This is a genomic window from Methylobacterium sp. Ger2507, from assembly GCF_055231875.1.
On record NZ_JBUYVC010000002.1, the window covers coordinates 12,289 to 35,992 of the forward strand.

The window sequence follows — 23,704 nt, forward strand, 5'->3', positions numbered from 1 at the left end:
TTTCCATTCCGTGCTGCTCAAGCTGCGTGTGCAGAGATCGCGGCGGTGGCAGCCGATGTAGGGCTTGAACCCACGCTGTCAGGCTGAGGGAACCACGCCAATGGCAGACTGGCCACGGCTGGTTTGGGGAAGAGATAGCCCTGGAACAGAGCGATCCCGGTTGCCCGGAGCGTCGCCAGTTCGGCTTCCGTCTCGATGCCCTCAGCGATCACTGCCACCCCCAACGTGCGAGCCATCGCAACCACAGAGGCGACGATGGTCTGACGAGCCGCCGAGGTGGCGATGCCTCGGATCAGCTCCATGTCGAGCTTGATAAAATCTGGCTGGAAGCTCGCCAACAGATTGAGACCGGCGTAGCCCGCACCGAAATCGTCGAGCGCGGTGGCAAAGCCATGTTTGCGATACTCGGTGATGATACGCTGCACGTGAGCGACATCGGTCATGCGCTCGTTCTCAGTGAACTCGAACATGATCTGCCGATGCGCAAAACCGACGCGTCTGGCCGCTTCCAGCGTTGCACGGATGCAGGCAGCCGGCTCATACACGGCGGTAGGCATGAAGTTGATCGAGAGCCGGGTCTCGGCATTGGGAAGCAGAGCGCCCGCAAGCTCGATCGCCTTGACGCGGCAGGCTTGATCGAACTTGTAACGGTTGGTGTCGTCGACCATCCCGAGGATTTGACCGGCGCCCTGACCCTCGGTCCCTCTTACTAAGGCTTCGTAACCCCAGACTCTTGCGTGGAAAACGTCGACGATGGGGTGGAACGCCATGGTAAAGGCGAAGGGCAGTGCCTCGCCGTCCTTGCATCCCGCACACCCGACTTTGCTCATCATAGCTTCCTCAAGCCGTAGTCCTCAGGACGATCACACGGCACTACTTTGCGCATCATGAATGAAACGACGCATGAAAACCGCGAGTGAGAGCGCGGCAGCGGTCTAGGGTCAGGACCCATTGATGTAAGCGGCGCAATCTGATTCAGGCTCCGTAAGGAGACCGTGGATGAGCGAGCTGTACTGGCTGACGGACGAGCAAATGGCGCGCCTGGTGCCTTACTTTCCCAAGAGCCACGGCAAGCCTCGTGTTGATGACCGACGGGTGCTGAGTGGCATCGTTTTTGTCAACCGCAACGAGCTACGCTGGTGTGATGCGCCGAGCGCGTATGGCCCGTACAAGACGCTCTACAACCGCTGGAAGCGGTGGGGTGAGCGGGGTGTCTTTCTGCGCATGATGGAGGGGCTCGCAGCAGCGGAGGCTGTACCGAAGACCGTCATGATCGACGCGACATACCTGAAAGCGCATCGCACGGCATCGAGCCTGCGGGTTAAAAAGGGGGCCTTGGGCGCCTGATCGGTCGCACCAAAGGTGGCATGAACACGAAGTTGCACGCCGTCAGCGATGCGGATGGGCGGCCCTTGAGCTTCTTCATGACCGCTGGGCAGGTCAGCGACTACACCGGCGCAGCAGCCCTGCTTGACGACCTGCCCAAGGCGCAGTGGTTGCTCGGCGACCGCGGCTATGATGCCGACTGGTTCAGGGATGCCTTGGAAGCCAAAGGCATTCAGCCCTGTATCCCGGGTCGCAGATCGCGCAACGAGCCGGTCAAATACGACAAGCGCCGCTACCGGCGCCGCGGCCGCATCGAAATCATGTTCGGCCGTCTGAAGGACTGGCGCCGCGTCGCCACTCGCTACGACCGATGCCCCACAGTCTTCTTCTCCGCCATCGTCCTCGCTGCCACCGTCATCTTCTAGCTATGACCAATAAGTCCTGACCCTAACGTGCGAATGATAGCAATCCAATTGGTCTCTGCGCGTGGCGCTCGCGCAACGACGTCTGAGTCATCAGCAAGCATGTCGGACCATCGATGCAGAATTTCAAACCGTATTATTGTATGTTTCTATTAACGACATAGCATATAAATGATGTTGCACGGTGCGCCCACAGCAAGAATCTACAAAAGTTTGTCGATCATTTTTCTGATTGGCACCAATAGAACTGAATTTATGCATTATTTACACTGAATTTTGTGGTTTGGTTCAATCAGTCTGGGTAGGCGAATGCGCATGTAATGTTCTGGCGGTTTTCTTTGCGATGGCGCTCGCCCTTAATCCACTTCGAAAAATCCGCATCGCGACGGAGCGAGATCTCTGGTTATATACGATCCGAACCACCGCCTTCTGCATCGGCGTCGCACTCGCATTGGATATCGTTCAGCAACTCGTTTTCTTCCAGGATTGGCCCTCGGCTATCCGATCGTGGGTGATCACAGTTCTCGTCGTGATCGTCGTTGCCGCACCAGTCACGCGCGCAATCGGCAAGGCGCATCTTGCGCTCTTCCGGGCAAGCCAAACTGACCCGATGACCGGTTTGCTGAACCGCCGCGCCTTGCTCGATGGCGTGGAGGATCGTTCAACGCTGATGGCGCTCATGATCGTCGATATCGATCACTTTAAATCCGTCAATGATCGTCACGGACATCTTGTGGGTGATCACGTCATTTGTGCTGTTGCCGACATCATGCGGCGTGAGCTGGGCGCGATCGGTCGGATCGGTCGTCTTGGGGGCGAAGAGTTCGCGTTGCTCTCCAACGGCTGCGATGAAGAGGGCCTGCTTCGACAGATCGATGCCTTCCGGGGAACGATAGCCCGGACGCCAGTCCATGTTGGCTCGACGATCGTGTCCATTACGATCTCGGCTGGGGTAGCAACTCGCATGCCGAACCAGTCATTCCAAGCACTGTATGTCGAGGCCGATCAGGCGCTTTACCGAGCCAAGACCGCCGGCCGTAACTGCATTGTGGTCGCCCCCGTCCAGACTGTATCATCGTAAGAAAAATTCAACCCAGCGTTGGTATTGGACGACTTATCTATGGATAATACGTTTCCTCATGAGCCTGACGCAAATAGACTATTTTCAATAATAACGATCGCAATATAAATCTGATTAATTATGTGCTGTTGCTCAGTAGTACGTCGGCAAAATTGCATAGATTACGTGCCATCTTCATTGCATCTGCACTCTGAGCTTCGCAACTTGCGTCTCGCGCACAGCCCAACACGCCTTCTCAAACCTAAGCTGTCGTTCAAATCCCACAGGAAGGACGGAATGCTTTCGGCCAAGAAAGCGGATTGCTGCGATATGGCTGCCTCCTTCAGCGCCGTCCCTGACATTGCCCCACGTTTCAACACAGCGATCGATTTTGAAGCCGCGCGTGCACCATCCTCGTTCGCGGTGCTGCTGCCCTACCTAAACGCCATGCGCTACGGTCTGCTGTTGATCGATGAGCACGGGCGCGTCCTGCTTGCCTCCGGCCAGACCCTGCACATCCTGGGTGGCTCAGAGACCTCGATCTTGGAAGGAGTCTCCCTTCGGCAGATCCTGCGCATGGTGCGGCGCCGGGCCGGGGACACATGGGGTAAGGTGCGGGGGCAAATGCCGCGCTCTTTCTCCGAGCAGATCTCCCACACCTTCGAGGTCACACTTCAGGAGCAACTCCTGGAGGTGCATCTCCACCCGATCGAAGGCAATCGCTGGGCTGTAGCGCTGGAGGACGTCACCGCACGCCGCGCCGCCGAGGTCCAAGCCGACGAGATGGCCCGGCATGATCCGCTCACCGGGCTACCGAACCGCCTTCTTTTGCGCGAGCGCCTGAAGGACGCGGTCGGTCGGCTGCAGCGCACCGGAGAAGCGTGTGCCATCCTGCTGATCGATCTCGATCGGTTCAAGCCCGTCAACGACACACTGGGTCACCCGATGGGAGATGCCCTGCTGAAGAAGGTCGCCGATCGCCTGCGCTCGACCGTGCGCCCGACCGACACGGTCGCGCGGATCGGCGGGGACGAGTTCGTTATCCTTCAGACCGGGATCCGCGAGGCTGCCGACACTCAGGCCCTGGCTCGCCGGCTCGTGGACCTGATCGGACGGACCTACATGGTCGATGGGCACCTGCTCACCATCGGCGCCAGTGTAGGCGTCGCGTTGGCGCCGAACGATGGCACCGAGGCTGACGCGCTGTTGAAGAACGCCGATCTGGCCCTCTACCGCGCCAAGCTCGATGGTCGGGCCACCTATCGCTTCTTCGAGCCCGAGATCCTCGATGCCTCTCAGCGCAACAACGCCCGGGTCGATGTGACGGGTGCGATGATGTTCAATGCGGGTGCGTTCGCGCAGGTGCTGGAAGGGCCCCAGCAGGGAGTGGAGAGCACGTTCGAGCGGATCCAGTGCGATCCCCGCCACGGTGACGTGACCGTCCTGCAGTGTGGCCCGGCCGAGAGCCGCAGCTTTGCAAACTGGTCGATGGCGTTCGTTGGGCAGTCCGATGCGGGTCGTACGCGTTGGGAGGGCATCGCCGCCACGAGCGGGTTCGAACTGTCGCGGCTCGATGGCGACGCCGTGTTCGCGATGCTGCACGGGCTCGTGCTGGACGAGGAAGGCCTACCGCCGGTGGCGAGCATAGCACGGAGGCCGGCCACGGCAGCCGACACGCCGGTTTATGGGCTGGATGTAGAGCGCGTTCGCGCGGAGCTCCCTCAGCTTGGCCAGCCTCAACAGCCCGGTCATGGCGCGGCTTCGATGCCAGCTGCTCGGCTGCCTGATGATCAGCCGACAGGCAAGGACAAGCCTGCGCACACGGCCAAGCCCGATGCGGCATTGACCATCCTTCGCGCCGCCCTTGCACAGGAGCGCCAGCTCACAACCGAGCTACGCAACGAACTCGACGAAGTTCGTATCCTCCTGGCTGTTCAAGGCGAACAGTTCGACGCCTTACGGCAGGAGCGAGATCTCTGGGCTAAGCGTGCCGAGTTGCTAGCAACCGTCATCGGCCACGAGGCCCGCGAAGTGATGGGGAATGTGGATCTGAAGGAACCTGGCGCCTCTACGGCGCATGATCAAAGCCCGGCGAGCGCCTCGATCCGGATCGTCGCCTAACAAACGATCGGGGAGCAAACCGCGTAGCTGAAGCCCCATGGGGCTTCATGAGCTTCCGACGACTTCCTGAGCTAAAAAATCTGCGTCACCTCGAACGCAGATCTAAATATTTCGGTTAGGCGTTTGACCGACCTTCAGCTTACTCCGGCTGGGAAGGGATAAGCCCCAGCCACGCTAGAGCGTTTTCCACGATCCCTGAGTCGTTGCGGCGAGGTGAGCGTTGATCCCTGAAGGTTCGTCAGGGAGATCGCCATGGCCCGTGCCTACAGTCACGATCTGCGCATTCGCGTCCTGGACGCAGTGGGCGCAGGTCTGTCCCGCCGGGCCGCGGCCCTGCGCTATCGGGTCGGTATCGCCACGGTGATCCGCTGGGCTGCGCACGCCACGAGGACAGGGGAGACGCGGGCTCAGCGTCAGGGCCGTCCACCTGGCTCCAAGCTCGACGAGCACGAAGCCTTCCTCTTCGCCCTCATCGATGAGAAAGACGACATCACGCTTGCCGAGATGCAGGAGCGCCTGCGTACCGAGCGCAGCGTCTCGGTCGGATTGGGTACGCTGTGGCGTTTCTTCGCCCGCCGGGCGGTGACATGGAAAAAAAGTCGGCGCATGCGACCGAACAGGATCGCCCCGACGTGGCCGCATCCCGTGAGGCGTGGTTTGCCGCGCAGCCTGACCTCGATCCCGAGCGCCTGATCTTCATCGATGAGACCGGCCTTTCCACCCGTATGGCGCGCCTGCGCGGTCGCTGTGCTCGCGGTCAGCGCCTACGCTCGGGCATCCCGCATGGCCACTGGCTGACGACGACGTTCGTTGCGGGCTTGCGCATGTCGGGGATGAGCGCGCCCATGGTGCTCGACGGGCCGATGACGCGAGACTGGTTCCTGGCCTATGTCGAGCAGGTGCTCGCCCCAACCCTCAGGCCCGGCGACACCGTCATCCTCGACAACCTCCCCGCCCACAAGGGCGCAGCAATCCAGGCCGCCGTCGAGGCCAGCGGCGCACGGCTTCGCTTCCTGCCGCCGTACTCGCCCGACTTCAATCCGATCGAGATGGCCTTCGCCAAGCTCAAGGCGCTGCTGCGCAAAGCGGCCGAGCGCACGGTCGATCGGCTCTGGACTGTCGTCGGCAATCTGCTCGACGCCTTCACCCCAACCGAGTGCGCAAACTACTTCGCTGCCGCCGGTTACGATCCGGAATAGGTGGAAACCGCTCTAGGAGCCGAGCACGCCCGCGACCATGATGCCCGCGAGGAACAGGGCGCCCACAAATGCGAAAGCACGATCGGCCATGCGCTGGCCGTGTGAGAAAATGAAGGCGTGCAACAAGGAGTGGACGATCGCTCCGCCCATGGCCTGCGCCCCAAAAGCGACCATGAACACGTCGAACCCTGAGACTAGGGGGCGATGGCGAGCGAGATAAGGAAGGCCGTGACCGCGCTGAAGTAGACCAGCATCCGACGATCAAGAGGCAAGGCGTTTCGCCTCGCTCCTTCTCGATCTAGGCTTCCCTTCCATCCCAACGCGAACAGGAACACGTTGAGGACCGTCGCGGCTGCAATGGGCGGGTAGAGCGTCCCTAGGGTCACGCGCTCTCCGGTCTGCGCTGCCTAGCCAAAATGGCGTCGGCTGCGAGGCGGCGCAATGCAAAGGCGACCTTAGCTCAGCCGCCGAAGTCTGGCTCGTCGTCGCCTCCCGCACGGACCTGGTCAGCCGCATCACTGAACAGGTCTGCTACGGCACTGGCCTTGAGATCACGTGTGCGCTGCAGGATCTCCGGATCGGCGCCTTCGATGTTAATGCCCTGGATCTGCTCTGCGAATGCAGCGCCCAACGCTTCGACGTTCTCGGCCGATAGCCCTTCCTGACCAAACACCATGGGGGCCATGGTCAGTACCAACGCGCGCAAGGCCGATACCTCAGCTCGCAACTCAGCCATATCGTTCGCCATCGTCATCTCTCCACCCTTTGCAAGGTAGGCCACTCCCTTCAATGGGGCGCAGCCTATCTGATGCCTTGCTAACCCCGGTAAATCACCGTTCAACAGGCAGGCATCTATGCAGCGCGGGCAGCGACCTTCGCGAACGTTCCCGTCGCGATCTGGTCTTCGAGCTGCGCTTTGAAGTCAGCGATACCGAGAACCTGAACCGGGTTTCCGCTCTCGTCGAGGAACTCATAGAGCGCGTCTTCGATGTTGCGATTGCTGAAGAACACGATGGCGTCCTGGTCGCCACCGCCCTCCATGTGGGGGTCGCCGTTCGCTACGCCCGACACGTAGCTGCCGGCCGGACGGGTCTCTTTGTGGGTCCCGTCCTCGCGATAGAACCAGAGTTCGCCCTGCATCACGAGTGTCACGTATGGGCTCTTGTGCCGGTGCAGCATCACCTTTTGGTTCGCCGCAAACTTGAAGACGACGTCGACGATGCGGTTTTCCTCGTCGACCTTGTAGACGAAGAACGCGATATGCGGGAGCCAGTCCAGCGTCCGCCAAGTGATGTTGCTCTCATCGAATTGGTAGTTTGACATTCAATTTCCTCCTGTTCGTTTCTTATCTGCTTGGGATCAAACGTGATTGGCGTATGCACTTTGATCCCGGGTATGGGCTTGATCAGCTATATGGCTTGAAGGCGACCTTGGTTTAGGCGCTCTTTATGTATCCGGGCATTGAGATTTTGTCCGTGAGGCTCCGAGCGAGCCAACCTTTGAACTTGCTGAATGATCCGTTCTGAGCCGTTTGCTCTATCGCCAAGCCGAATGCGTTCGCTGCGTAGGCGTGGGGGTTCTGCTTGTCTGAAGGCTGTCAGCTCAAGCGATCCCCTTGCGGGCTGACTTGCCCATCTCGACAGCCCCTTGCGAGGTCTTCGCTGGCCTGGTTGTCCCCGTAGTTACCAACCTTCTATCAGTGGTGGACGCAAATCTGCCCCCTATGCCGTTCGACCCGGATTTGGCCTGCGAGGCGCCGCGCTTCATCCAGGCCAACCATTCGCGGTCGACAACGCGGACGAGGTTTGGAAGACTTTTGGCGCCCGTCCTACGTCTCTCGTGGATCTCGACCATTCCCAGGCGTCGGGCCTGCCTAAGCGCGCTCTTAGCGAGCGTGCGAGACACCCCGGCGCGGGCTGCGATGGCATCGAGACACAGGTCGCACACCTGGCGGGCCTGAAACTCGTCCGCGACGATGCGGAGCACGGCCAGCTCGCCCGTCGTGAACCGCGCTGCGAGGGCTGACGGCATAGGGCCGGACGCGGCAAGGCGTCTACGCCGCTCGATCGCTTCCTGCCGCACAGGGGGCCGCTGGTGCTTTCGCGGAGGTGTTGTCCCAATGGGGAGGAAGCCCCGGCCAGCGACCGCCTGAGTGGCCCTGCCCAACGCCCTCCGAGCCTCGATCGCCCCAGCTAGCCGCGCAGCGTCTTCGTCGCAGCATTGCCCTGCTGCGACCTCAGCCCATAGCGCACGTGCCAAGCCGTCCAGCGCAGTCCCATGCGCCCGGCCGATCGCGTCGGCCATCTCCTCAACCGTCATCATTCACAGCCCCGCTTGGGCCGCGTCAAAGCAGCGGGCGCGGCCTGGGCCGTCCCGTTCAAAAGGCAAAGCGCCATCGTCTCGGGAAGCGGTCCCGATTGACACCTGAACGGTGTTGTGGCTGATGAGGGGAAGCTACGGCCCTCAAAGGCCCCACGATTTCGACGGCCCTACCCTTGCCGGGGTGGGGTCGTTGGCGTTTTGGGCTTAGGTCTTTCTCGCGGCGCTAGTCCATGATGGTGGTTGGCCCACGACTCATCCCGAAGGGCGAACGCAGCCAGACATGCCATGTCGCGTGGCGGGCATGGTTAAGTCAACGGTAGGGCCTGCCCGATCCATCGCCACCAGGAAGCCAAGCCACCATGACGAGTGATGACAGCGGCGCGCGAGATCGGCGCGAAACGAAGGCTGCCAAGCATCTGGAAAGGGCTCGTGCAGGGGGCGAGGCGCAAGCTGACTACGACGCAACCCAACAGGCCACCGAGGACAAGACGGTGCGCCTCAAAGCCCTACGGTTGGCAAAAGAGAAGGCAGACAAGGCTTAGCCCGACCTTCGGTCTCGCGCGTTCCTCCTGTGCTTAACCCATGTGGCGGCAGAGTTCTGCAGCGCGATGGCAGCACGAGAGGAAGCCGTATGCGCACTTCGCTTATCGCCACCGCAGCGCTCATGGCGTTGGGAGCCATCGCTTATGGCGGATCAGCCTCGGCCGCGCTCGTTGGGCCTATTCCAGGTCTGACAACACAAGCCGATATGATCACTGAGGCGCGTATGGAGCGGCGCATGATGCGTCGAAAGATGTCCTCTCACCGCACGCATCGCCGGATGAGCGGCCGCCAGTTCCAGCATCGTCGTATGTGGGGGAACTAGCTGAGCGTTTCAGCCAACTTAGTCGTTAGCTGCAGCCTTAAGCCTGCCAGGAGAAATCCGAGACGGGATTTTTGTGCGGTGTCGGACCGTTCTTAAGCTTCGGTCAAGATAGTCGCCGTATCCAACTGCTAATTGTCTGCCAATCAGCGCCCCCGCCCGGCTCTAGCCGCGGCGGGTTTTTTCTTCACAGCCCCCGATTAGTTGACTGCCCTCGGATGAAGCGACGGGGTCCCCGAGTAGGTGTCCGGCTTCAGCGAGCAGCCCGTATGCGACCTGTGATGCATTAGGAATGGCTGAGCTCCGGACACGTAGCCGCAATAAAGGGTTATCGTGCCGTGGCATTCCGGGCAGCGTTTCATCGCGAGCCTATAGCGCTTGATCGCCTCTTCCAGGCTCTCAAGGCGCCATGCACCATCGACTTTGACCTCGCACGAGTTGGGACGGAATGGAGATTTCATCTACCTTCCTTTTCTGGCTTCCCATGCTGGCCATAATAGATTGCTTTTCTCACCCTCAAGCTACCAGCTGCCACGAGCTTTGCTGCACGGACTGATTGGAAGCAGCCACCGCTGCAGAGATGATCGCCGTTCAGATGGATCACCCACTGCCAGCGCTGCGGTTCGGTTGGATGAGCCTCGACGTTTATGCCCCATCTGTCCGACTGCTCGGTCCTGAAAGGACGGCCCTTAGCAGCCATTCACGGTTGCTCCGGCCGGGCTAGTCGGATCTCGCACATGCGGTCGCTCAACGCGATCCACCTACGGCGCCCGTCGTTGCGGAGCAGGTGCGTCTGCCATGATCTCTCGGCAGAGTGAGGCAACCGCGCCTTTCACAGCCCTGTGTACCCCAACGCGATTGCAGCGTCGCGAAGCCTTGGCATGGATGCGGCGTAGCGGGCTGTGAGACCAATGCCAGTCGGCATCTGCCGGTCCGTCCTCGCGTTATCCTCGTTGTCCGACAGCTTGATGAGGATGGCGCCGAGGTTGCCCGACTGGATCAAAGCCCCAATGCGCTCGGCATAGGATAGCTCCTCGTCCGTTTTGGAAAGAAGCTGCACCATTCTGATCACCGGCGGTACGTAGCCCGCTTGCGCCAGGTCGTGGGCGGTCGTGGGCGTGTCTTCCAAAACGTCGTGTAGGTAGGCTGCCTGCAGCACCTGATCCGGGTTGATCATGAGACCGTCGATCTCGAAGGCATGGATCGCCCGATCGTTGGTGGCTCCTGCAACGCGGTTGACGTGCCGAATGTAGGGCTTTCCAGCCTTGTCGATCTGTCCAGCATGCGCCTGCGCTGCGAACTGGTATGCATCGGAATTTGTAGGCGGCATTAGGTTTACTCCGGCCGAGCAGGCGTGCGCGACGCTCAGTTAGCCTCTTCGGCCATCACAGGGACCCGAAGCTGTCGAGCAACCATCTCGGCGGCCTTGGCGCCTGCCCTCAAAGCTTCGGAGCGATCGTGATACTCGGAGCGGGAACGCAGGATGAGAAAGCGGTCAGCCCCTCGATAGATCGCCCATGCCCAAGGCGTCGGCGCCCCACCGATTTCTTCGGCTTGAACCTTGAGGGGCGCGGTTCGATCAAACGGTTGCCTTGCCATTCTGTGAGTACTGAGGTGCCCTGGTACGAGTTCGATGATGTTGTCCGAGGACGCACGCTCCGCAGAAGTCCCAGCTGCCCGAGCCCTTTGGCGATCTTCCGAAAGAAGGCGAGCGCTAACCCAGCAACCGATGTGCCAAGAGGGGGCTTCGGCATCAATAGGAAGCAGTGAAAAGGCGGCCGAGAAGACCCCCTGAAGGGCTCGGCCGCCACCGCCCCGACAACTTGGGGGCATTCATCACGGCGGCGCAGGCGCTTTAGCACAAGGGAATGTAGTCTGACACCAGGACTATCCTGGCTGCAGACACCCTTTCAGGGCTTTCTTGTTGCCCTGTCTTCGCAACTGGCGAAGCTTCACGCCGCCGTCAGGCGCTTCGTGTTAGCGGCCACATGGTCACGGTAGCGGGCAATAACGGTCTCGGGCGAGCCGCCCATCATCAGCGTGCCGGTCGCCTCCATGGCAGCCTCGATCTTCTCGGCCACCATCGACTGCATCTCGTCCCGGCCCTCGCGGCCGCCCCAGGCTAGGCGCACGAGCCGCAGCTCGATGACCTTCTGGGCCTCGAAAGCTAACAGCATCGTCGACAAGAAGGGATTGTACACGGCAAGCTCCTCGCCGCGGTCCCTACGGCAGAGGTCCAACGTCGCTGGTTCGCCGGATGATCCATGTCGGGGGAGAGTTCAGGCTACGCACACAGGCTTGGTCCGGCTAGACATAGCAACGGCCACAGAGGCTGAGAAAAGGTGCGCGTACATCCGGCGTCACCTCATCCCGGCCTCGTGGCCGCATCCGATCCAGCCGTAGAGCCGCAATCGGTATAATACCCATGTGGGGGTCGATGGTTAACGATCAATGTTCGCGCTTGATCGCTACGCTGTAGCATCATCCTCGGACAGGATCGTCTCTAAGTCGCCCGTGAGCGCATCGAGCTGCTCGGCTGTCGCCGTAATCTTGAACTTGGTACCGTCCTCAGCCTCGACTGCGATCTCGACATGGTCGCCCACCTTGGCGGCCAGAGCCTGCTTCAGCTTGTAGGTCGTGATTTTGTCGTTCGCTGCCATGCGGGCCTCCTTGTTGGTGGCCGACAACGCATCAGGCACCAGAATGAGCCTGCCAATTTTTCAGAAATTGGCTGCCCCCGCCGCCCGATCTGGTCACGAGACCGGCGGGGTAGGATCGTCCATCTCACGCTGAGCCGGTACGCATCACAGTGGCTCACAAGCAGGATGGCCGAGGTTGGTTAGCCGGTTCTCAAGCACGCAACCATGGCCCGGCACCAAATCGGGAATGCGACCCAGATGAGCTTGCCTTGATGAGCTAGCTCGGGTTTCTGCCCGGCCATGATCAAATCCGAACTGATCCTCCGCATCGCGGAGCAGAACCCACACCTCTACGAGAGGGAGATCGAGGCGATCGTGAACACGATCTTGGGCCGGATCTTGGACGCCCTGGTGGCCGGCGACCGCGTGGAGCTTCGTGGATTTGAGGCGTTTACCGTGAAGCCTCGTGGGGCTCGCATGGGCCGCAATCCGAAGACGGGCGCAGCGGTCTCCGTGACTGACAAGCGAGTGTTGGCCATCAAGACGGGGAATACGATGCAGGCTCGCCTAAACGTTTCAACGCCAGCGGACCCTAGCGGGACTACTAGGACCAGACGAAAGGCGTCTACGAGCCTCCTAACGCGATCCTAGATCCTATGCTGTCCCAAGCTACAGTCGCAGTCTGACGCAATTTGACGGAAGCCTGATCTGGCATCGCGACCCAGTTGAGCCGCGACGCAGATGATTGGGCTTACGCGGCCTTCTTACGACCCTTGGCTTTTGGCTGCTCGTCCTCGCTACGATCGACAATCCTACCAAGACCAATGGACTTCGCCAGGGCAGAGCGCTGCGCCGCGTAGGACGGGGCGACCATCGGATAGTCTGACGGAAGGCCGTAGCGCTGACGGTAGCTGTGCGGATCAAGGCCATGGCCAGTCAGGTGGCGCTTCAGGGTCTTGTAGGTCCTGCCATCCAGGAAGCTGACGATGCCATCCGGCATCAACGACTTGCGGATCTGCGCAGCCGTGGGCTTCTCGATCTCAGCTTCCGATGATGATGTGGCGCCTCCTGCCGCAAGTGCCTGAAGCGCGGTGTGAACCTGGCGGATCAAATCCGACAGATCGGCAGGCCGAACGGAGTTGTTCGACACATACGCAGAGACGATATCGCCAGCGAGTTCGACGAAGTTGGTGGTCTGGTTTTCTGTGTTCTGTGACATGCTACTATTCGGTTTTGGTGGCCCCATGAAGGGCCATCGTACATCCTGGAATGCTTATCAAGGCGCGTTGGTCACTCAAAAAGCATGCCGAACTCAGCTCCTACAGGACCAGCGCGGGTAAGAGGGGCTATCTCTCTGGGTACCCTCGCCTACGTCTTGGTCTACACTGAAGCGCTCTGCGTAGACTGGTCGTCCCTCCGCACGATTTGCTGCGATCCGCTCTCATAGCATCGCAGCGCGTTGTGCAATCGTTGCGGCATCACAGAGCCGACAAGGACCACCCCGACCAGCGGCTTCACATTTGTTAGGGGTCAGGCAATTCCTGCGAGGCAAAAGAGCTGAAGGCTCGGACCAAGTCGCCATCGAGCTTGCCGATTAAGCTTTCGAGAATGGCGTAGGCGCGCTCGGCGCTCATCGGAGCCTTGTAAGGCCGGCGCTCAATCAGGGCGCCATACACGTCACAAACACTTACCAAACGCACTAGGTCAGGGATCTCTGAGCCCGCCAGTTGATCCGGATAGCCCGAGCCGTCCAGGGCCTCATGGTGCCAGCGCACCACCGCAAGCATCTCCTCGGAAAAGCCGTTGCTCTCTAGCATCTCGTATCCGTAGACGGGATGCTTCTGCATGATTTCGCGTTCCTCGGGCGTCAGCGCACCCGGCTTGTTGAGGATGGAGGCAGGGATCTTTGCCTTGCCGACATCGTGCAGAACCGCGGCCTGGGTCAGACGCTGACAGTCAGCCTCACGCAAACCAAGAGACTGAGCAAAACCTGCAGCCAAGCCCGCCACGAGGAGGCAGTGCTGGTGCGTGGCGTCATCGAATTGCCAGACCACTTTGAGCCAGTCGCGGATGCCAGTGTCGCGAACGGCTGCCTCGACGAACTGCGTTCCCCTAGCGACCAAGCCTGGATTGATTCGAGCGCCGTCGCGCCCAGCATCGAAGATGCGCGAGAGCACTGCATCAGCCGCAATGATGTTCGGCGGAACGGTGCTAGAGTCCGCTGCGGCAGCGCCTGTGGCCTGAGAGACTACTTTCAGCAGATCGCTGGTGATGGCAGCAGCAGGCAGGATGTGGGTCGCTCCAAGGGCGGTGGCTTGAATGGTCGCCCGCGACGTCTCCTCACGCAAAAGGCACAGGAAAGGCAGACCTATCGCCTTCAGGGGCTGCAGCTCACAGCGAAGCGCCGCGATCGTTGCCGATTGGAGGAGCGACGCGTCGCTGAGCACGGCTTTAAGCGTTGTAGGATTGGCCGCATCGCTGCATGGCTCTGGATCGAGAAGGTCACGGACAATGCAGGGGGCTAACGTGCTGAGGGCGCGAGCCAGACCTTTGCTCCGAGCCGGCGAGTCTGTGAGGAGCAGAAGGGCTGCGGAGTGCGGCTCACGACCGAGTTGCTGAGGCTGTACGGAAGGTGAAAATAGCACGCTGTGTGTCTCGCTCCGAAAGAGACGCTGACAGCGGTCGTCCCACCGAATGATGAAGTTTCGGTCAGTGATTTCGGCCCTCCCCGGTTATCTAGGCAATGAGCTAACCCGCGACCTCGGTTCAGTCTGAAGATGCATATCCTGTGGTCAGGTGCTGTTCAGTGTCGCGGCCATGACAGTCTGACCGTTTCGTACTGCGGGCACGAAACACATTCGAATAGCCGGCATCACGGCTGCCAGGATCAATGTCTCATTTTAGGCAGGGCAGTGACGAGAACCGGTCGCTTTCCAAAGCATCCCGGCCGTGACACTCACTTCCCCATGACCAGCTTGCACAAACTGATCGGGGCAGTTGCCCGCCGACCTCATTCGCCAGTCACTGATTACGGTGTCACGCTACTCCTCGTCGGCGCTATGACGTTCGTTCGGCTCTTGGCCCCGGCCCACGTCGCACCGTTCCTGCTGTACATTCCGGTCCTCTTAGTCGTCACCCTGGCTTTCGGCTGGGGGGCCGGGACCCTGGCGCTGTCGTTGTCCACCTTGATCGCCGCATGGTTCTACACGCGGGACGGAATGCTCGGCGGCGTCGACGTTGCCTTGCTGTGCCAGTACGTAATGGTCGGCGCGACCATGGTGTGGATCTGCCACACCTTGCGTCGATCCGTTGTACAGAACGAGGCCACCCTGGAGCAGCTCAACGCCGCGAACCATATTCTCGTCGACAGAGAGGCGGCGTTGACCAGCGCCAACGCCGCAGCGGAGGCTGCCAAGGAAGCGGCTGAGCAGGCCAACACGGCAAAGAGCGACTTCCTGGCCAACATGAGCCATGAACTCCGCACCCCGCTTTCCGCGATCATCGGCTACAGCGAGATGATGGGCGAGGAGATCACGGACGGCTGCATGGCGTCGGACCTCGTGGCAGATATCGGCAAGGTCGAGCGCAACGCTCGTCACCTGCTCGGGCTCATCAACGACGTACTGGACCTTTCCAAGGTCGAGAGCGGAAAGATGGACGTTTACGCCGAAGATTTCGCTGCGGAGGACATACTGCGCGACGTTGCGAGTTCGGTTGCTACGCTGATTGGTAAAAAGGGCAACACCTTGAAGATGCAGTTCGCGCCCGGGTTGGGCCGAATGCATTCCGATCTGACCAAGACCCGGCAGGTGCTGTTTAATTTCCTAAGCAACGCAGCCAAGTTCACGGAAAGCGGGATCATAACCCTTACCGCCACCCGCATGACGGAGGTCTCGGGTGTCGACCAGCTTTCGTTCTCAGTCTCGGATTCCGGGATCGGGATGACGGCTGAGCAGGTGTCCCGTCTATTCCAACGTTTTGAGCAGGCTGATGCCTCCACGACCCGCAACTTCGGCGGGACTGGGCTCGGCCTTTCGCTCACACGAGCCTTCGCGGACATGCTCGCGGGGACCATCACGGTGTCCAGCGTCCCTGGTCAGGGTAGCACCTTCACGTTCACCGTGCCGGCGACCTTCGTTCCACCCGTTGACGAGCTAGCCTCGCCCGATCCGGACGTCATCGCCGACGGCGAAGTCGGAGGTGATGTCATCCTGGTCATTGACGATGATACAGACCAACTCGCGCTCACCACGCGGTTCCTGCATCGCGAGGGCTTTCGGGTCCAGACAGCCACGAACGGCAGGAGCGGGCTCGACCTCGCGCGGAAGCTGAGACCGCGGGCCATCCTGTTGGACGTGATGATGCCGGGCGTGGACGGATGGTCGGTGCTGAGCCAGATCAAGACGGACGAGGTACTGGCGCCGATCCCGGTCGTGATGGTGACGTCCGTCGACCAGCGCAAGCTAGCAGCGTCCCTCGGCGCCTCTGACTACATGCTGAAGCCGGTTGACTGGTCGCGGTTCGGCAAGATCGTGAACCAATTCAGGCTGGCGGAGCCGGACCGGCGCGGCACTGTGCTCTTGGTCGAGGACGAGGCCGTGACCCGCATGGCGATGCGCTCCACCCTGGAGGAGGATGGCTGGTCTGTCGTGGAAGCTTCGAACGGCCAGGAAGGACTACAGCAGGTCGCCGACGCCAAACCGGATGTCGTGATCGTGGACCTGAACATGCCCATTCTGGACGGCTTCGGCTTCTTGGAAGCCGTTCGAGCCGTTCCTGGCTGCTCGAACATACCGGTGCTCGTACTGACGGGTCGAGAGTTCTCGGCGGAGGACCGAAGCAAACTTCGAGGTGCGAGCCAGATCCTCAATCGCGGCGACCTCGCCTCAGCGAGCCTCGCCGAAAGGCTGAGAGATCTCACAGCTTGAGGAGGGCGAAGACGGCTCGCCAGCATGCGCATTCAGTTTCTTAATATAGCCGTTCTCGGGCATTGGGTCTGAAAGCCACGAAAGCTAAGTTGGGTCGGGACCTGACCGTCCGCTCCACGAACGGATCAGGCCGGTAGCCCACCCGTTCGTGAGACGAACCAGGTGCTTGCGGGCCAACTCGGACCTTCGAGCTGCGCGTTTTGGTCGTCAAGAGTTGACGCCAATCTGGCCGTGGCTCGAAGCGTCGCGTGCGGGAGACGGACTCAGGTGAGCGGTTCCTATCCCGCACGCACCTTCACGGGCACTGACTTCGCGGCCGGAACTTTGCTGCGTTCGGCATGATGCCAGAGGGGGATCAGTGGGTTGCATTCTGGATAGTAGCCGCCAAGGCAGCCAAGCGGGATGTCGTAGGCAAGCACGCGAAAGCCCGTCACCTCGCGCTTGATGCCGTCGCTGGTGGCTCCGATTAGATCGACGGTCTGGGTGTCGTGGAAGCCGAGGCGGGTGATGTCGGCACGATTCATGAACAGCACCATGCGTGTGCCCTTCACACCGCGGAAGCGATCGTCGTAACCGTAGATGGTCGTGTTAAATTGGTCGTTTGACCGCATTGTAATGAGACGCATCACCTCCGGATCGTCCTGCTCCGTATCCGGGTCGGCAGAGAGCCCACGTGGCGTGACAAAATTTGCTCTGCCTGTATCGGTCTTCCAGACGCGGTTCGCTGCTGGGATCGGGCGGCGAAAGCCGCCGGGTGTCCACATCCGGGCGTTGAAGTCTTTAAACTCGTCCGGATAGGTTGCCTCAATGGCGTCGCGCACGCTGGCGTAGTCACTGCCCCAACGGTCCCAGTCGATCGACGGATTTCCAGGCAGCGTGGCTTTGGCAATTCCGGCGATGATGCGCGGCTCGGACATCAGGTGCGGACTGGCTGGCTCGGCATAGCCCTTCGAGCCGTGGATGCAGGCGGTCGAGTCTTCAATTGCAACGGATTGTGGCCCATCCGCCTGTTGGTCAATCTCGATGCGACCGAGGCAGGGCAGGATGTAGGAAATCTCGCCGTGGATTAGGTGGTTGCGGTTGAGTTTGGTCGAGATCTGGACACTGAGGCGAAGCCGCTTCCAGGCCTCCTCCATCATAACGGTCTCTGGGACCGCACGGATGAAGTTTCCGCCGAGCGCCACAAATGCCCGCACCGAACCGTCGATGATACCCTCGCAGGCCTCCACTGTGTTCATCCCCGTCTCCATCGGGGGTTCGAAACCATAAAGCGCCTTGAGCTTGTCGTTGGGCACGAGTTCGGGCTTCTCGGTGATGCCAACGGTGCGTTGCCCCTGCACGTTCGAGTGTCCGCGAACCGGGCAGATCCCGGCGCCGAGGCGTCCGATATTACCGCGCAGGAGTAGAAGGTTGATCAGCGCCTGCACAGTCTCGACGCCCATACGGTGCTGGGTCAGGCCCATCCCGTAAATGCCCATCGTTGCCTTGGCCCGGCCGTAGGTCAGGGCCGCCTTCTCCAGCGCCGCTCGAGACAGGCCGGAATAGCGCTCCAGTTCATCCCATCCCTTAGAGCGCACCGAGGTAGCGAATGCTTCGAAGCCGTGAGTGTGCTCGGCGATGAAAGCAATGTCGATGAGCCGCGCACCGCCGCTGTTCCGGGCAACGTCGTCTGCCTCGAGGAGCGCCTTGCAGAGCCCGTAGATCGCCCCCAGATCGCCGCCAGCCTTTACCTGGAGGTATTGTGACGAAATCCGCGTTTCGGAGCGGGTCAGCATCTCCAGGGGAGCCTGGGGATTGGTGAAACTCTCCAACCCGCGCTCTCGGAATGGATTGAAGGTGATGATCGGTACACCACGCTTACTTGCATCCTGGAGCGGGTGCAGCATTCGCGGGGCGTTCGAGCCCGGGTTCTGGCCGAAGAACAGGATACAGTCGGTATGTTCGAAATCTTCAAGCAGCACGGTTCCTACCGTCGAACCAATGCTTTCAGGCAGCGCCACCGAAGTCGATTCGTGACACATGTTGGAACTGTCTGGCAGATTGTTGTTGCCGTACAGGCGCGCAAGCAGACCGTACATGTATGAGGCTTCTAATGAGGCGCGGCCCGAGGCGTAGAAGACCGTCGATCTCGGCTCACACGCCTTCAGTTCGGTCCCAATCTCGGCAAACGCCTCGGCCCAGGAGACGGGGACGTACTTATCAGTCACCTTGTCCCAACGCATCGGCTCCGTGAGCCGCCCCTCTTCCTCCAGGTCGTAGTCACGCCATTCCAGAAGTTCGGTCACAGTGTGCTTAGAAAAAAAGTCTTTAGTCACACGCTTGCGCGTAATCTCCCAGGCCGTAGCCTTGGCACCGTTCTCGCAATATTCGAATAAAGCCGGTTTTCCGGGTTTTGCCCAGGCGCAACTCACACACATGAAGCCGTCGGGCTTGTTTTGATGCATCAGCATCGAGGCGCCGGACAACGGGATTTGTTCGCGTAGCAGGATCTCGGTCAGCGACCTTGCTGATCCCCAACCGCCGGCCGGACCTTCGTAACGCTTGATCGTGACGCGTTCGGCCATGCTGGGGATCTACCTTGAATGTCGGAGTGGATCGAGTGGAAAGCAATTGAAGTTGTCGTCTACCGATCTGTCATGAATGTCGGGCGACGTTCAGTTCATAAGGTGCAGGTCCAGTTCGTCTAGGCCCACCAAGCCAATAAGGGTCGGAGACCAAGCGAAGAATAGCGTTGAAATGGAGTGAACCGATCCGCCGGTATCACGCCATGTCAGAGACAAGCATAACGGTTGTGAAACCACATAGTTCAAGCGCGTGCGACCATGGGGACGCGCTATTTCTTCAAATATACAACATCAGCACCTATGTAATAAATTGAGTGTTCTCACAAATATAGGAAGTCTGATCTATCTTAGTCCCTGAGGATCGAAGGTAAATTAGATATCTAGGATAACCAAGAAATTGGTCAAAGCGGTAATCCAGGGCATCCTCGGCGAAATAACTTGCCGATTACCATCTTCATCGGCTTGTCTGCCGATAATCTTCGATACTATAATGCAAATCGTTGGAACAAAGTTGATACTGTATTGAAAGATACCGAATAGTCGTAATAATAGAAAATTCGACGAGTGTCTTTTGTTGATGGATGAACCTTTCTCGGTTCCACCGCAACTAATCACTCTGCGATCAGTTTCTTGTGATCAGCACGTGCGAACGCGTTTGCGCTGTCCCCGACTGACCCAAGGACATCGACATGCAGGCACTAAGGGCGATGATGATCGCCACGCTGGCTCTGACACCAGCCTTTGTACTCGCCCAGAGCGCCCCAGTGCAGTCTCCGCCCAACAGCATTGCGGGAGGCGGTAAGCCTTCGAACCTCTGCCAGGAACTCGTCGCCTTCATCAAACAGCCCGAGGCCACGACGAAGGCGGCAGAGGTTCCGCCACAGCTTGCAACAGCCGTGACGGCCAAGAAGAGCGACGATACGTCGGCGAAGCCTTCAGCGCCGGGCACGCCGCAGAACACTTCGGGTCAGAGCGGGCAGATCACCGCCTCCGGACCTGGTGCCGCCGGTCCGCAGGGTGACGCGCAGAACAAGGCTGCTCCGACCGGATCTACGGCAACGGCATCAGGACCTCCGACGGCTGCACCTGCAGCAGCGCCAGCTGCACCCGCGGCCCCAAAGCCATCTGCTGAGAACGTGCAGCAGATCGAGAGCGCAGCGGGTGCCAACGACATCCAAGGCTGTCGAGCTGCTGCTCAGACCATGCGTCGGGCCGGTGTCGTAATGCCTGGACCGCTCCTGGCTCTCGCAGCGATGTCACCAAAGCTCCTTGAAGCTGCCTCACGCCCTTGAGGACGCTCGCCTCCATCCCTCGACGTCGTCTCCTGAATCGGGGAGCCTCATCCATCACGCAGGATCGCATCATGACGCGCCGCTCGACCATGCCTTGGCTGATGCCCGCTCTCATCGGGTCTGCTGCTGCTCTCGGCGCATCTGCGCTCTATGCGGTCTCGAAGGCTCGCGAAGCCGAGCGGCGTACGCCGCCCATTGGCGACTTCATGACCGTGGATGGTGTGCGCATGCACTACATCGTCCGAGGTCACGGACAGCCGCTGGTGTTGATCCATGGCAACGGCACCATGATCCAGGACTTTCTGGTCAGTGGCATCGTCGACGAACTCGCCAAGCGCTACCGCGTGATCATCTTCGACCGGCCGGGTTATGGCTACAGCAGCCGGCCCCGCGGTCTCTGGACCCCGCGGGCTCATGCGACTCTGTACGAGAAGGCGCTGGAGAGGCTCGGCGTCTCGAAAGCTGTCGTCCTGGGACACTCCTGGGGCAGCCTCGTCGCTGTCTCCTTGGCGCTGCAGGCTCCAGGCCTCGTGCGAAGCCTCGTCTTGGCTTCGGGCTACTACTATCCGACACTCCGCGCTGACGTGATCCTGGCTTCACCTCCAGCAATCCCCGGCATCGGAGACGTTCTGCGCTACACCGTATCGCCTCTCGTTGGTCGGGCTCTGATGCCAGGCATGATCAAGGGGATGTTCGCCCCCGCTCCCGTGCCAGATCGGTTCGATCGCGAGTTCCCCAAAGAGATGATGCTGCGGCCCCTTCAACTGCGCGCCTCAGCGGAGGACGCGGCGCTGATGACGCCTGTGACGGTCGAATTGCAGGAGCACTACCGTGAACTGAAGCTGCCCGTCGTCATCATCGCGGGGGCCGACGATCAGATTGCAGATGTTGGGCGTCAGTCGGAGCGACTGCACCATGCCTTGCCGCAGAGTGAGTTCATCGTCATTCCGAGCATGGGGCATATGATCCACCACCTTGCGCCGAAGCAGGTCATCCAGGCCATTGATCGCGCCTTTGAGATGGGGCGCGACAGGCGAGTTTGAACGAAATGGGCAGGGAGAATTAAGCACAGCGCATTACACCGCCCTTGAGAGCGTTTCGGTGCGGACCGTACCCGAGCACCGAAGCTACAAGCACATCATTCTTGGCGATTCGGCATCTCGTCAGCTGACACTAGAGCACGAGCGATCGCCACCGTGCGACGACTTTGGTGCCGTATTGCGTCAAGATCCTCGGATCGTGGGTCACGGTTCTCAACGCCGACAATGGATGAGGCTCCATAAGGGGAGCCTGCCTCTAACATTGCCTCGTCAGTATAGCCCATTGGCAGGATGACCATGCCGAGGTGCGCCATCGGTGCATAAAGTGAGAGCGTAACCACCTCAGACCCGCCATGGGGCCAGGAAGCAACTGCAAAAGCACCACCAACTTTCCCTGCCAGCGCACCGCGCTTCCACTGCGGACCAAGTTGATCGAGGAAAGCCTTCAGCTCAGTGGCCATGGCTCCGAAATAGCACGGCGTTCCAAAAAGGATCGCGTCTGCCCATTCCGCGTCCTCATGAGTGGGTGCCTCATAGAGCGCCTTGGTGAGTGGCGCTATCTCTACTGCGCCATCGACAAGCACGGGAACCCCGTTGACTTCCTCCTGACCGCGCGGCGCGACCTCGACGCCGCCAAGCGGTTCTTCCGCAAAATGCTGGCGGGTCAGCCGCTTCTCGCCCCTGATCGGATCGGTACGGACGGCGCCGGAACCTACCCGCCAGCCATCGTCGAGAGCCGCAAGGCGGGCTTACTCCCCCACACGCCGATCCACAACGTGACCAAGCATCTGCAGCAAGGGATCGAGAGCGACCAGTTCCGGGTCAAGAAGAACATGGCCCGGATCGGCGGCTTCCGCTCGCTCAACACAGCGCGTCGGATGATCTGTGGCTTCGAAGCCATGCTGTGGCTGCGCAAGGGCTTCGGCTTTGCCAGCGCGTGGACCGTGCGCGAACAGAACCGGCTGCTCGGTGTCTGCTTCGGACTTCAAAAAGTTAACGAAGTCTGAAACCGAGGCGGTTCTCGCCTTTCGTGCGGCCTATACCACGTTTTGCGACGGGCCCGCGGAAATTGCTCTAGGCTGCCGCTATCATCGCATCACCCGCCGCTTCAGCTAAGGGTTGGAAAGCACGGACGAAGTCAGGATCGACCTTGCCGTCCATCCCTCTCAGCATTTCGTAGGCTTCTTCCCCGCCGAGGGGCCGCCGGTAGGGGCGCCGCTCGATCAGCGCAGCGAACACGTCGCAGACCGTGATCAGGCGTACGAGATCCGGGATGCGATCTGATTGCAGTCCATCGGGATAGCCGGACCCATCCAGGGCTTCATGGTGGGAGCGGACCACCGCCAGCATCGCATCGGGATAGCCCTGGTCGCGCAACATGCGATGGCCGAGTTCGGAATGCGTCCGCATCACCGCCATTTCGTGCGCATCGAGCTTGTCGGGCTTGTTGAGAATGGTCAGGGGGATGCGAGATTTGCCCAGATCGTGCAGCAGGGCCGCCTGTGTTAGTTGCCGGCAATCGAGCGTTCGCAGGCTCAGCTGACGCGCAAATCCGGCCGCAAGCCCGGCCACTAGGAGACAATGCTGATGGGTCATGTCGTCGAAGCGCCAGACGACGTCGAGCCAAGCGCGAATATCGGCCCGACTGACGGCATCGACAACGAGCTCTGTGCCTTGCGCGATCACGGACGCCTCGAGAGGAGATCCGGACCGGCCGAGCTCGAAGATCCGGGTCAAGGCCCGATCGGCTTCAGAGATGGCGCTCGCGGTGCCCATTGTAGGCGGAAGCGTCCGGGTCATCTCCCCCAGGAGAGCGACGAGGCCTCTGGCGGCATCCTCGGCTCAAAGCGTCCGGGTCGCGCCCAAGGCGTCCGCCTGTGCACGGCTGCGCGGTGAGTCCTCGTGAAGCAGGCAGACGAAGGACGGAAG

General features: G+C 60.6%; 20 protein-coding genes and 1 pseudogene. 9 read left to right on the plus strand and 12 right to left on the minus strand.

The window, feature by feature from the left end; translation table 11 throughout:
* Positions 1 to 17: 17 nt before the first annotated feature.
* Positions 18 to 833 carry an EAL domain-containing protein gene (locus ACV7NL_RS23650; RefSeq protein WP_463357219.1) on the minus strand — a complete coding sequence of 272 codons (816 nt, stop codon included), beginning with the start codon at positions 831 to 833 and terminating at the stop codon, positions 18 to 20.
* Positions 834 to 999: 166 nt separating this feature from the next.
* Between ACV7NL_RS23650 and ACV7NL_RS23655 the strand changes: the two genes are divergently transcribed.
* The 4 genes from ACV7NL_RS23655 to ACV7NL_RS23670 all read left to right on the plus strand — a co-directional run bounded on the left by ACV7NL_RS23655 (position 1,000) and on the right by ACV7NL_RS23670 (position 6,128).
* A protein-coding gene (locus ACV7NL_RS23655; RefSeq protein WP_463357220.1) for an IS5 family transposase occupies positions 1,000 to 1,751 on the plus strand; the annotation gives its coding sequence in 2 pieces (ribosomal slippage) (positions 1,000 to 1,324 and positions 1,324 to 1,751; 753 coding nt in all).
* Between the two features lie 340 nt (positions 1,752 to 2,091).
* Positions 2,092 to 2,829 carry a GGDEF domain-containing protein gene (locus tag ACV7NL_RS23660; RefSeq protein WP_463357221.1) on the plus strand — a complete coding sequence of 246 codons (738 nt, stop codon included), beginning with the start codon at positions 2,092 to 2,094 and terminating at the stop codon, positions 2,827 to 2,829.
* A 276-nt stretch (positions 2,830 to 3,105) separates the two neighbouring features.
* Positions 3,106 to 4,929 (plus strand): diguanylate cyclase domain-containing protein, encoded by a 1,824-nt coding sequence (locus ACV7NL_RS23665; RefSeq protein WP_463357222.1) that lies wholly within the window; start codon positions 3,106 to 3,108, stop codon positions 4,927 to 4,929.
* 252 nt (positions 4,930 to 5,181) lie between these two features.
* A protein-coding gene (locus tag ACV7NL_RS23670) for an IS630 family transposase (protein ID WP_156633997.1) occupies positions 5,182 to 6,128 on the plus strand; the annotation gives its coding sequence in 2 pieces (ribosomal slippage) (positions 5,182 to 5,521 and positions 5,521 to 6,128; 948 coding nt in all).
* Positions 6,129 to 6,140: 12 nt separating this feature from the next.
* Here the strand turns inward: ACV7NL_RS23670 and ACV7NL_RS23675 are convergent.
* From ACV7NL_RS23675 to ACV7NL_RS23685, 3 genes are all read right to left on the minus strand, one after another.
* Entirely contained in the window at positions 6,141 to 6,308 is a 168-nt protein-coding gene (locus tag ACV7NL_RS23675; RefSeq protein ID WP_463357223.1) for a hypothetical protein, read from the minus strand.
* 280 nt (positions 6,309 to 6,588) lie between these two features.
* A complete protein-coding gene (locus ACV7NL_RS23680; RefSeq protein ID WP_463357224.1) occupies positions 6,589 to 6,876 on the minus strand; it encodes a hypothetical protein in 288 nt (95 codons plus the stop codon).
* A gap of 104 nt (positions 6,877 to 6,980) precedes the next feature.
* Entirely contained in the window at positions 6,981 to 7,451 is a 471-nt protein-coding gene (locus ACV7NL_RS23685) for a cupin domain-containing protein (RefSeq protein WP_463357225.1), read from the minus strand.
* 1,358 nt (positions 7,452 to 8,809) lie between these two features.
* Between ACV7NL_RS23685 and ACV7NL_RS23690 the strand changes: the two genes are divergently transcribed.
* Positions 8,810 to 8,992 (plus strand): hypothetical protein, encoded by a 183-nt coding sequence (locus ACV7NL_RS23690; RefSeq protein WP_056187350.1) that lies wholly within the window; start codon positions 8,810 to 8,812, stop codon positions 8,990 to 8,992.
* 1,152 nt (positions 8,993 to 10,144) lie between these two features.
* Here ACV7NL_RS23690 and ACV7NL_RS23695 read toward each other — a convergent pair.
* From ACV7NL_RS23695 to ACV7NL_RS23705, 3 genes are all read right to left on the minus strand, one after another.
* Complete coding sequence (locus ACV7NL_RS23695) at positions 10,145 to 10,642, minus strand: HD domain-containing protein (RefSeq protein WP_463357226.1); 498 nt, start codon at positions 10,640 to 10,642, stop codon at positions 10,145 to 10,147.
* Positions 10,643 to 11,264: 622 nt separating this feature from the next.
* Positions 11,265 to 11,513 (minus strand): hypothetical protein, encoded by a 249-nt coding sequence (locus tag ACV7NL_RS23700; protein ID WP_463357227.1) that lies wholly within the window; start codon positions 11,511 to 11,513, stop codon positions 11,265 to 11,267.
* Positions 11,514 to 11,780: 267 nt separating this feature from the next.
* A complete protein-coding gene (locus ACV7NL_RS23705; RefSeq protein ID WP_463357228.1) occupies positions 11,781 to 11,972 on the minus strand; it encodes a hypothetical protein in 192 nt (63 codons plus the stop codon).
* A gap of 279 nt (positions 11,973 to 12,251) precedes the next feature.
* On the opposite strand from ACV7NL_RS23705, the gene ACV7NL_RS23710 reads away from it, so the two are divergent.
* Positions 12,252 to 12,602 carry an HU family DNA-binding protein gene (locus tag ACV7NL_RS23710; RefSeq protein ID WP_463357229.1) on the plus strand — a complete coding sequence of 117 codons (351 nt, stop codon included), beginning with the start codon at positions 12,252 to 12,254 and terminating at the stop codon, positions 12,600 to 12,602.
* A gap of 100 nt (positions 12,603 to 12,702) precedes the next feature.
* Here the strand turns inward: ACV7NL_RS23710 and ACV7NL_RS23715 are convergent, their stop codons facing one another.
* A complete protein-coding gene (locus tag ACV7NL_RS23715) occupies positions 12,703 to 13,170 on the minus strand; it encodes a Ros/MucR family transcriptional regulator (protein WP_463357230.1) in 468 nt (155 codons plus the stop codon).
* Positions 13,171 to 13,474: 304 nt separating this feature from the next.
* Positions 13,475 to 14,398, minus strand: coding sequence for an HD-GYP domain-containing protein (locus ACV7NL_RS23720; protein ID WP_463357231.1), 924 nt, complete (start codon positions 14,396 to 14,398; stop codon positions 13,475 to 13,477).
* Positions 14,399 to 14,917: 519 nt separating this feature from the next.
* On the opposite strand from ACV7NL_RS23720, the gene ACV7NL_RS23725 reads away from it, so the two are divergent.
* Entirely contained in the window at positions 14,918 to 16,879 is a 1,962-nt protein-coding gene (locus ACV7NL_RS23725) for a response regulator (RefSeq protein ID WP_463357232.1), read from the plus strand.
* 278 nt (positions 16,880 to 17,157) lie between these two features.
* On the opposite strand, the gene ACV7NL_RS23730 is transcribed toward ACV7NL_RS23725, so the two are convergent.
* Entirely contained in the window at positions 17,158 to 19,443 is a 2,286-nt protein-coding gene (locus tag ACV7NL_RS23730; RefSeq protein WP_463357233.1) for an FdhF/YdeP family oxidoreductase, read from the minus strand.
* A 1,363-nt stretch (positions 19,444 to 20,806) separates the two neighbouring features.
* Here ACV7NL_RS23730 and ACV7NL_RS23735 point away from each other — a divergent pair.
* Positions 20,807 to 21,778, plus strand: a complete 972-nt coding sequence (locus ACV7NL_RS23735) for an alpha/beta fold hydrolase (protein WP_463357234.1) — start codon at positions 20,807 to 20,809, stop codon at positions 21,776 to 21,778.
* A 95-nt stretch (positions 21,779 to 21,873) separates the two neighbouring features.
* Here ACV7NL_RS23735 and ACV7NL_RS23740 read toward each other — a convergent pair whose 3' ends face one another.
* The gene (locus tag ACV7NL_RS23740; RefSeq protein ID WP_463357235.1) at positions 21,874 to 22,236 is read right to left on the minus strand and encodes an NAD(P)H-dependent oxidoreductase; all 363 of its coding nucleotides are present in this window, start codon (positions 22,234 to 22,236) and stop codon (positions 21,874 to 21,876) included.
* Positions 22,237 to 22,320: 84 nt separating this feature from the next.
* On the opposite strand from ACV7NL_RS23740, the pseudogene ACV7NL_RS23745 reads away from it, so the two are divergent.
* Positions 22,321 to 22,782: pseudogene (locus ACV7NL_RS23745) on the plus strand (IS6 family transposase); the annotation flags it as partial.
* Positions 22,783 to 22,849: 67 nt separating this feature from the next.
* Here the strand turns inward: ACV7NL_RS23745 and ACV7NL_RS23750 are convergent.
* The gene (locus tag ACV7NL_RS23750) at positions 22,850 to 23,551 is read right to left on the minus strand and encodes an HD-GYP domain-containing protein (RefSeq protein WP_463357236.1); all 702 of its coding nucleotides are present in this window, start codon (positions 23,549 to 23,551) and stop codon (positions 22,850 to 22,852) included.
* Positions 23,552 to 23,704: the final 153 nt, after the last annotated feature.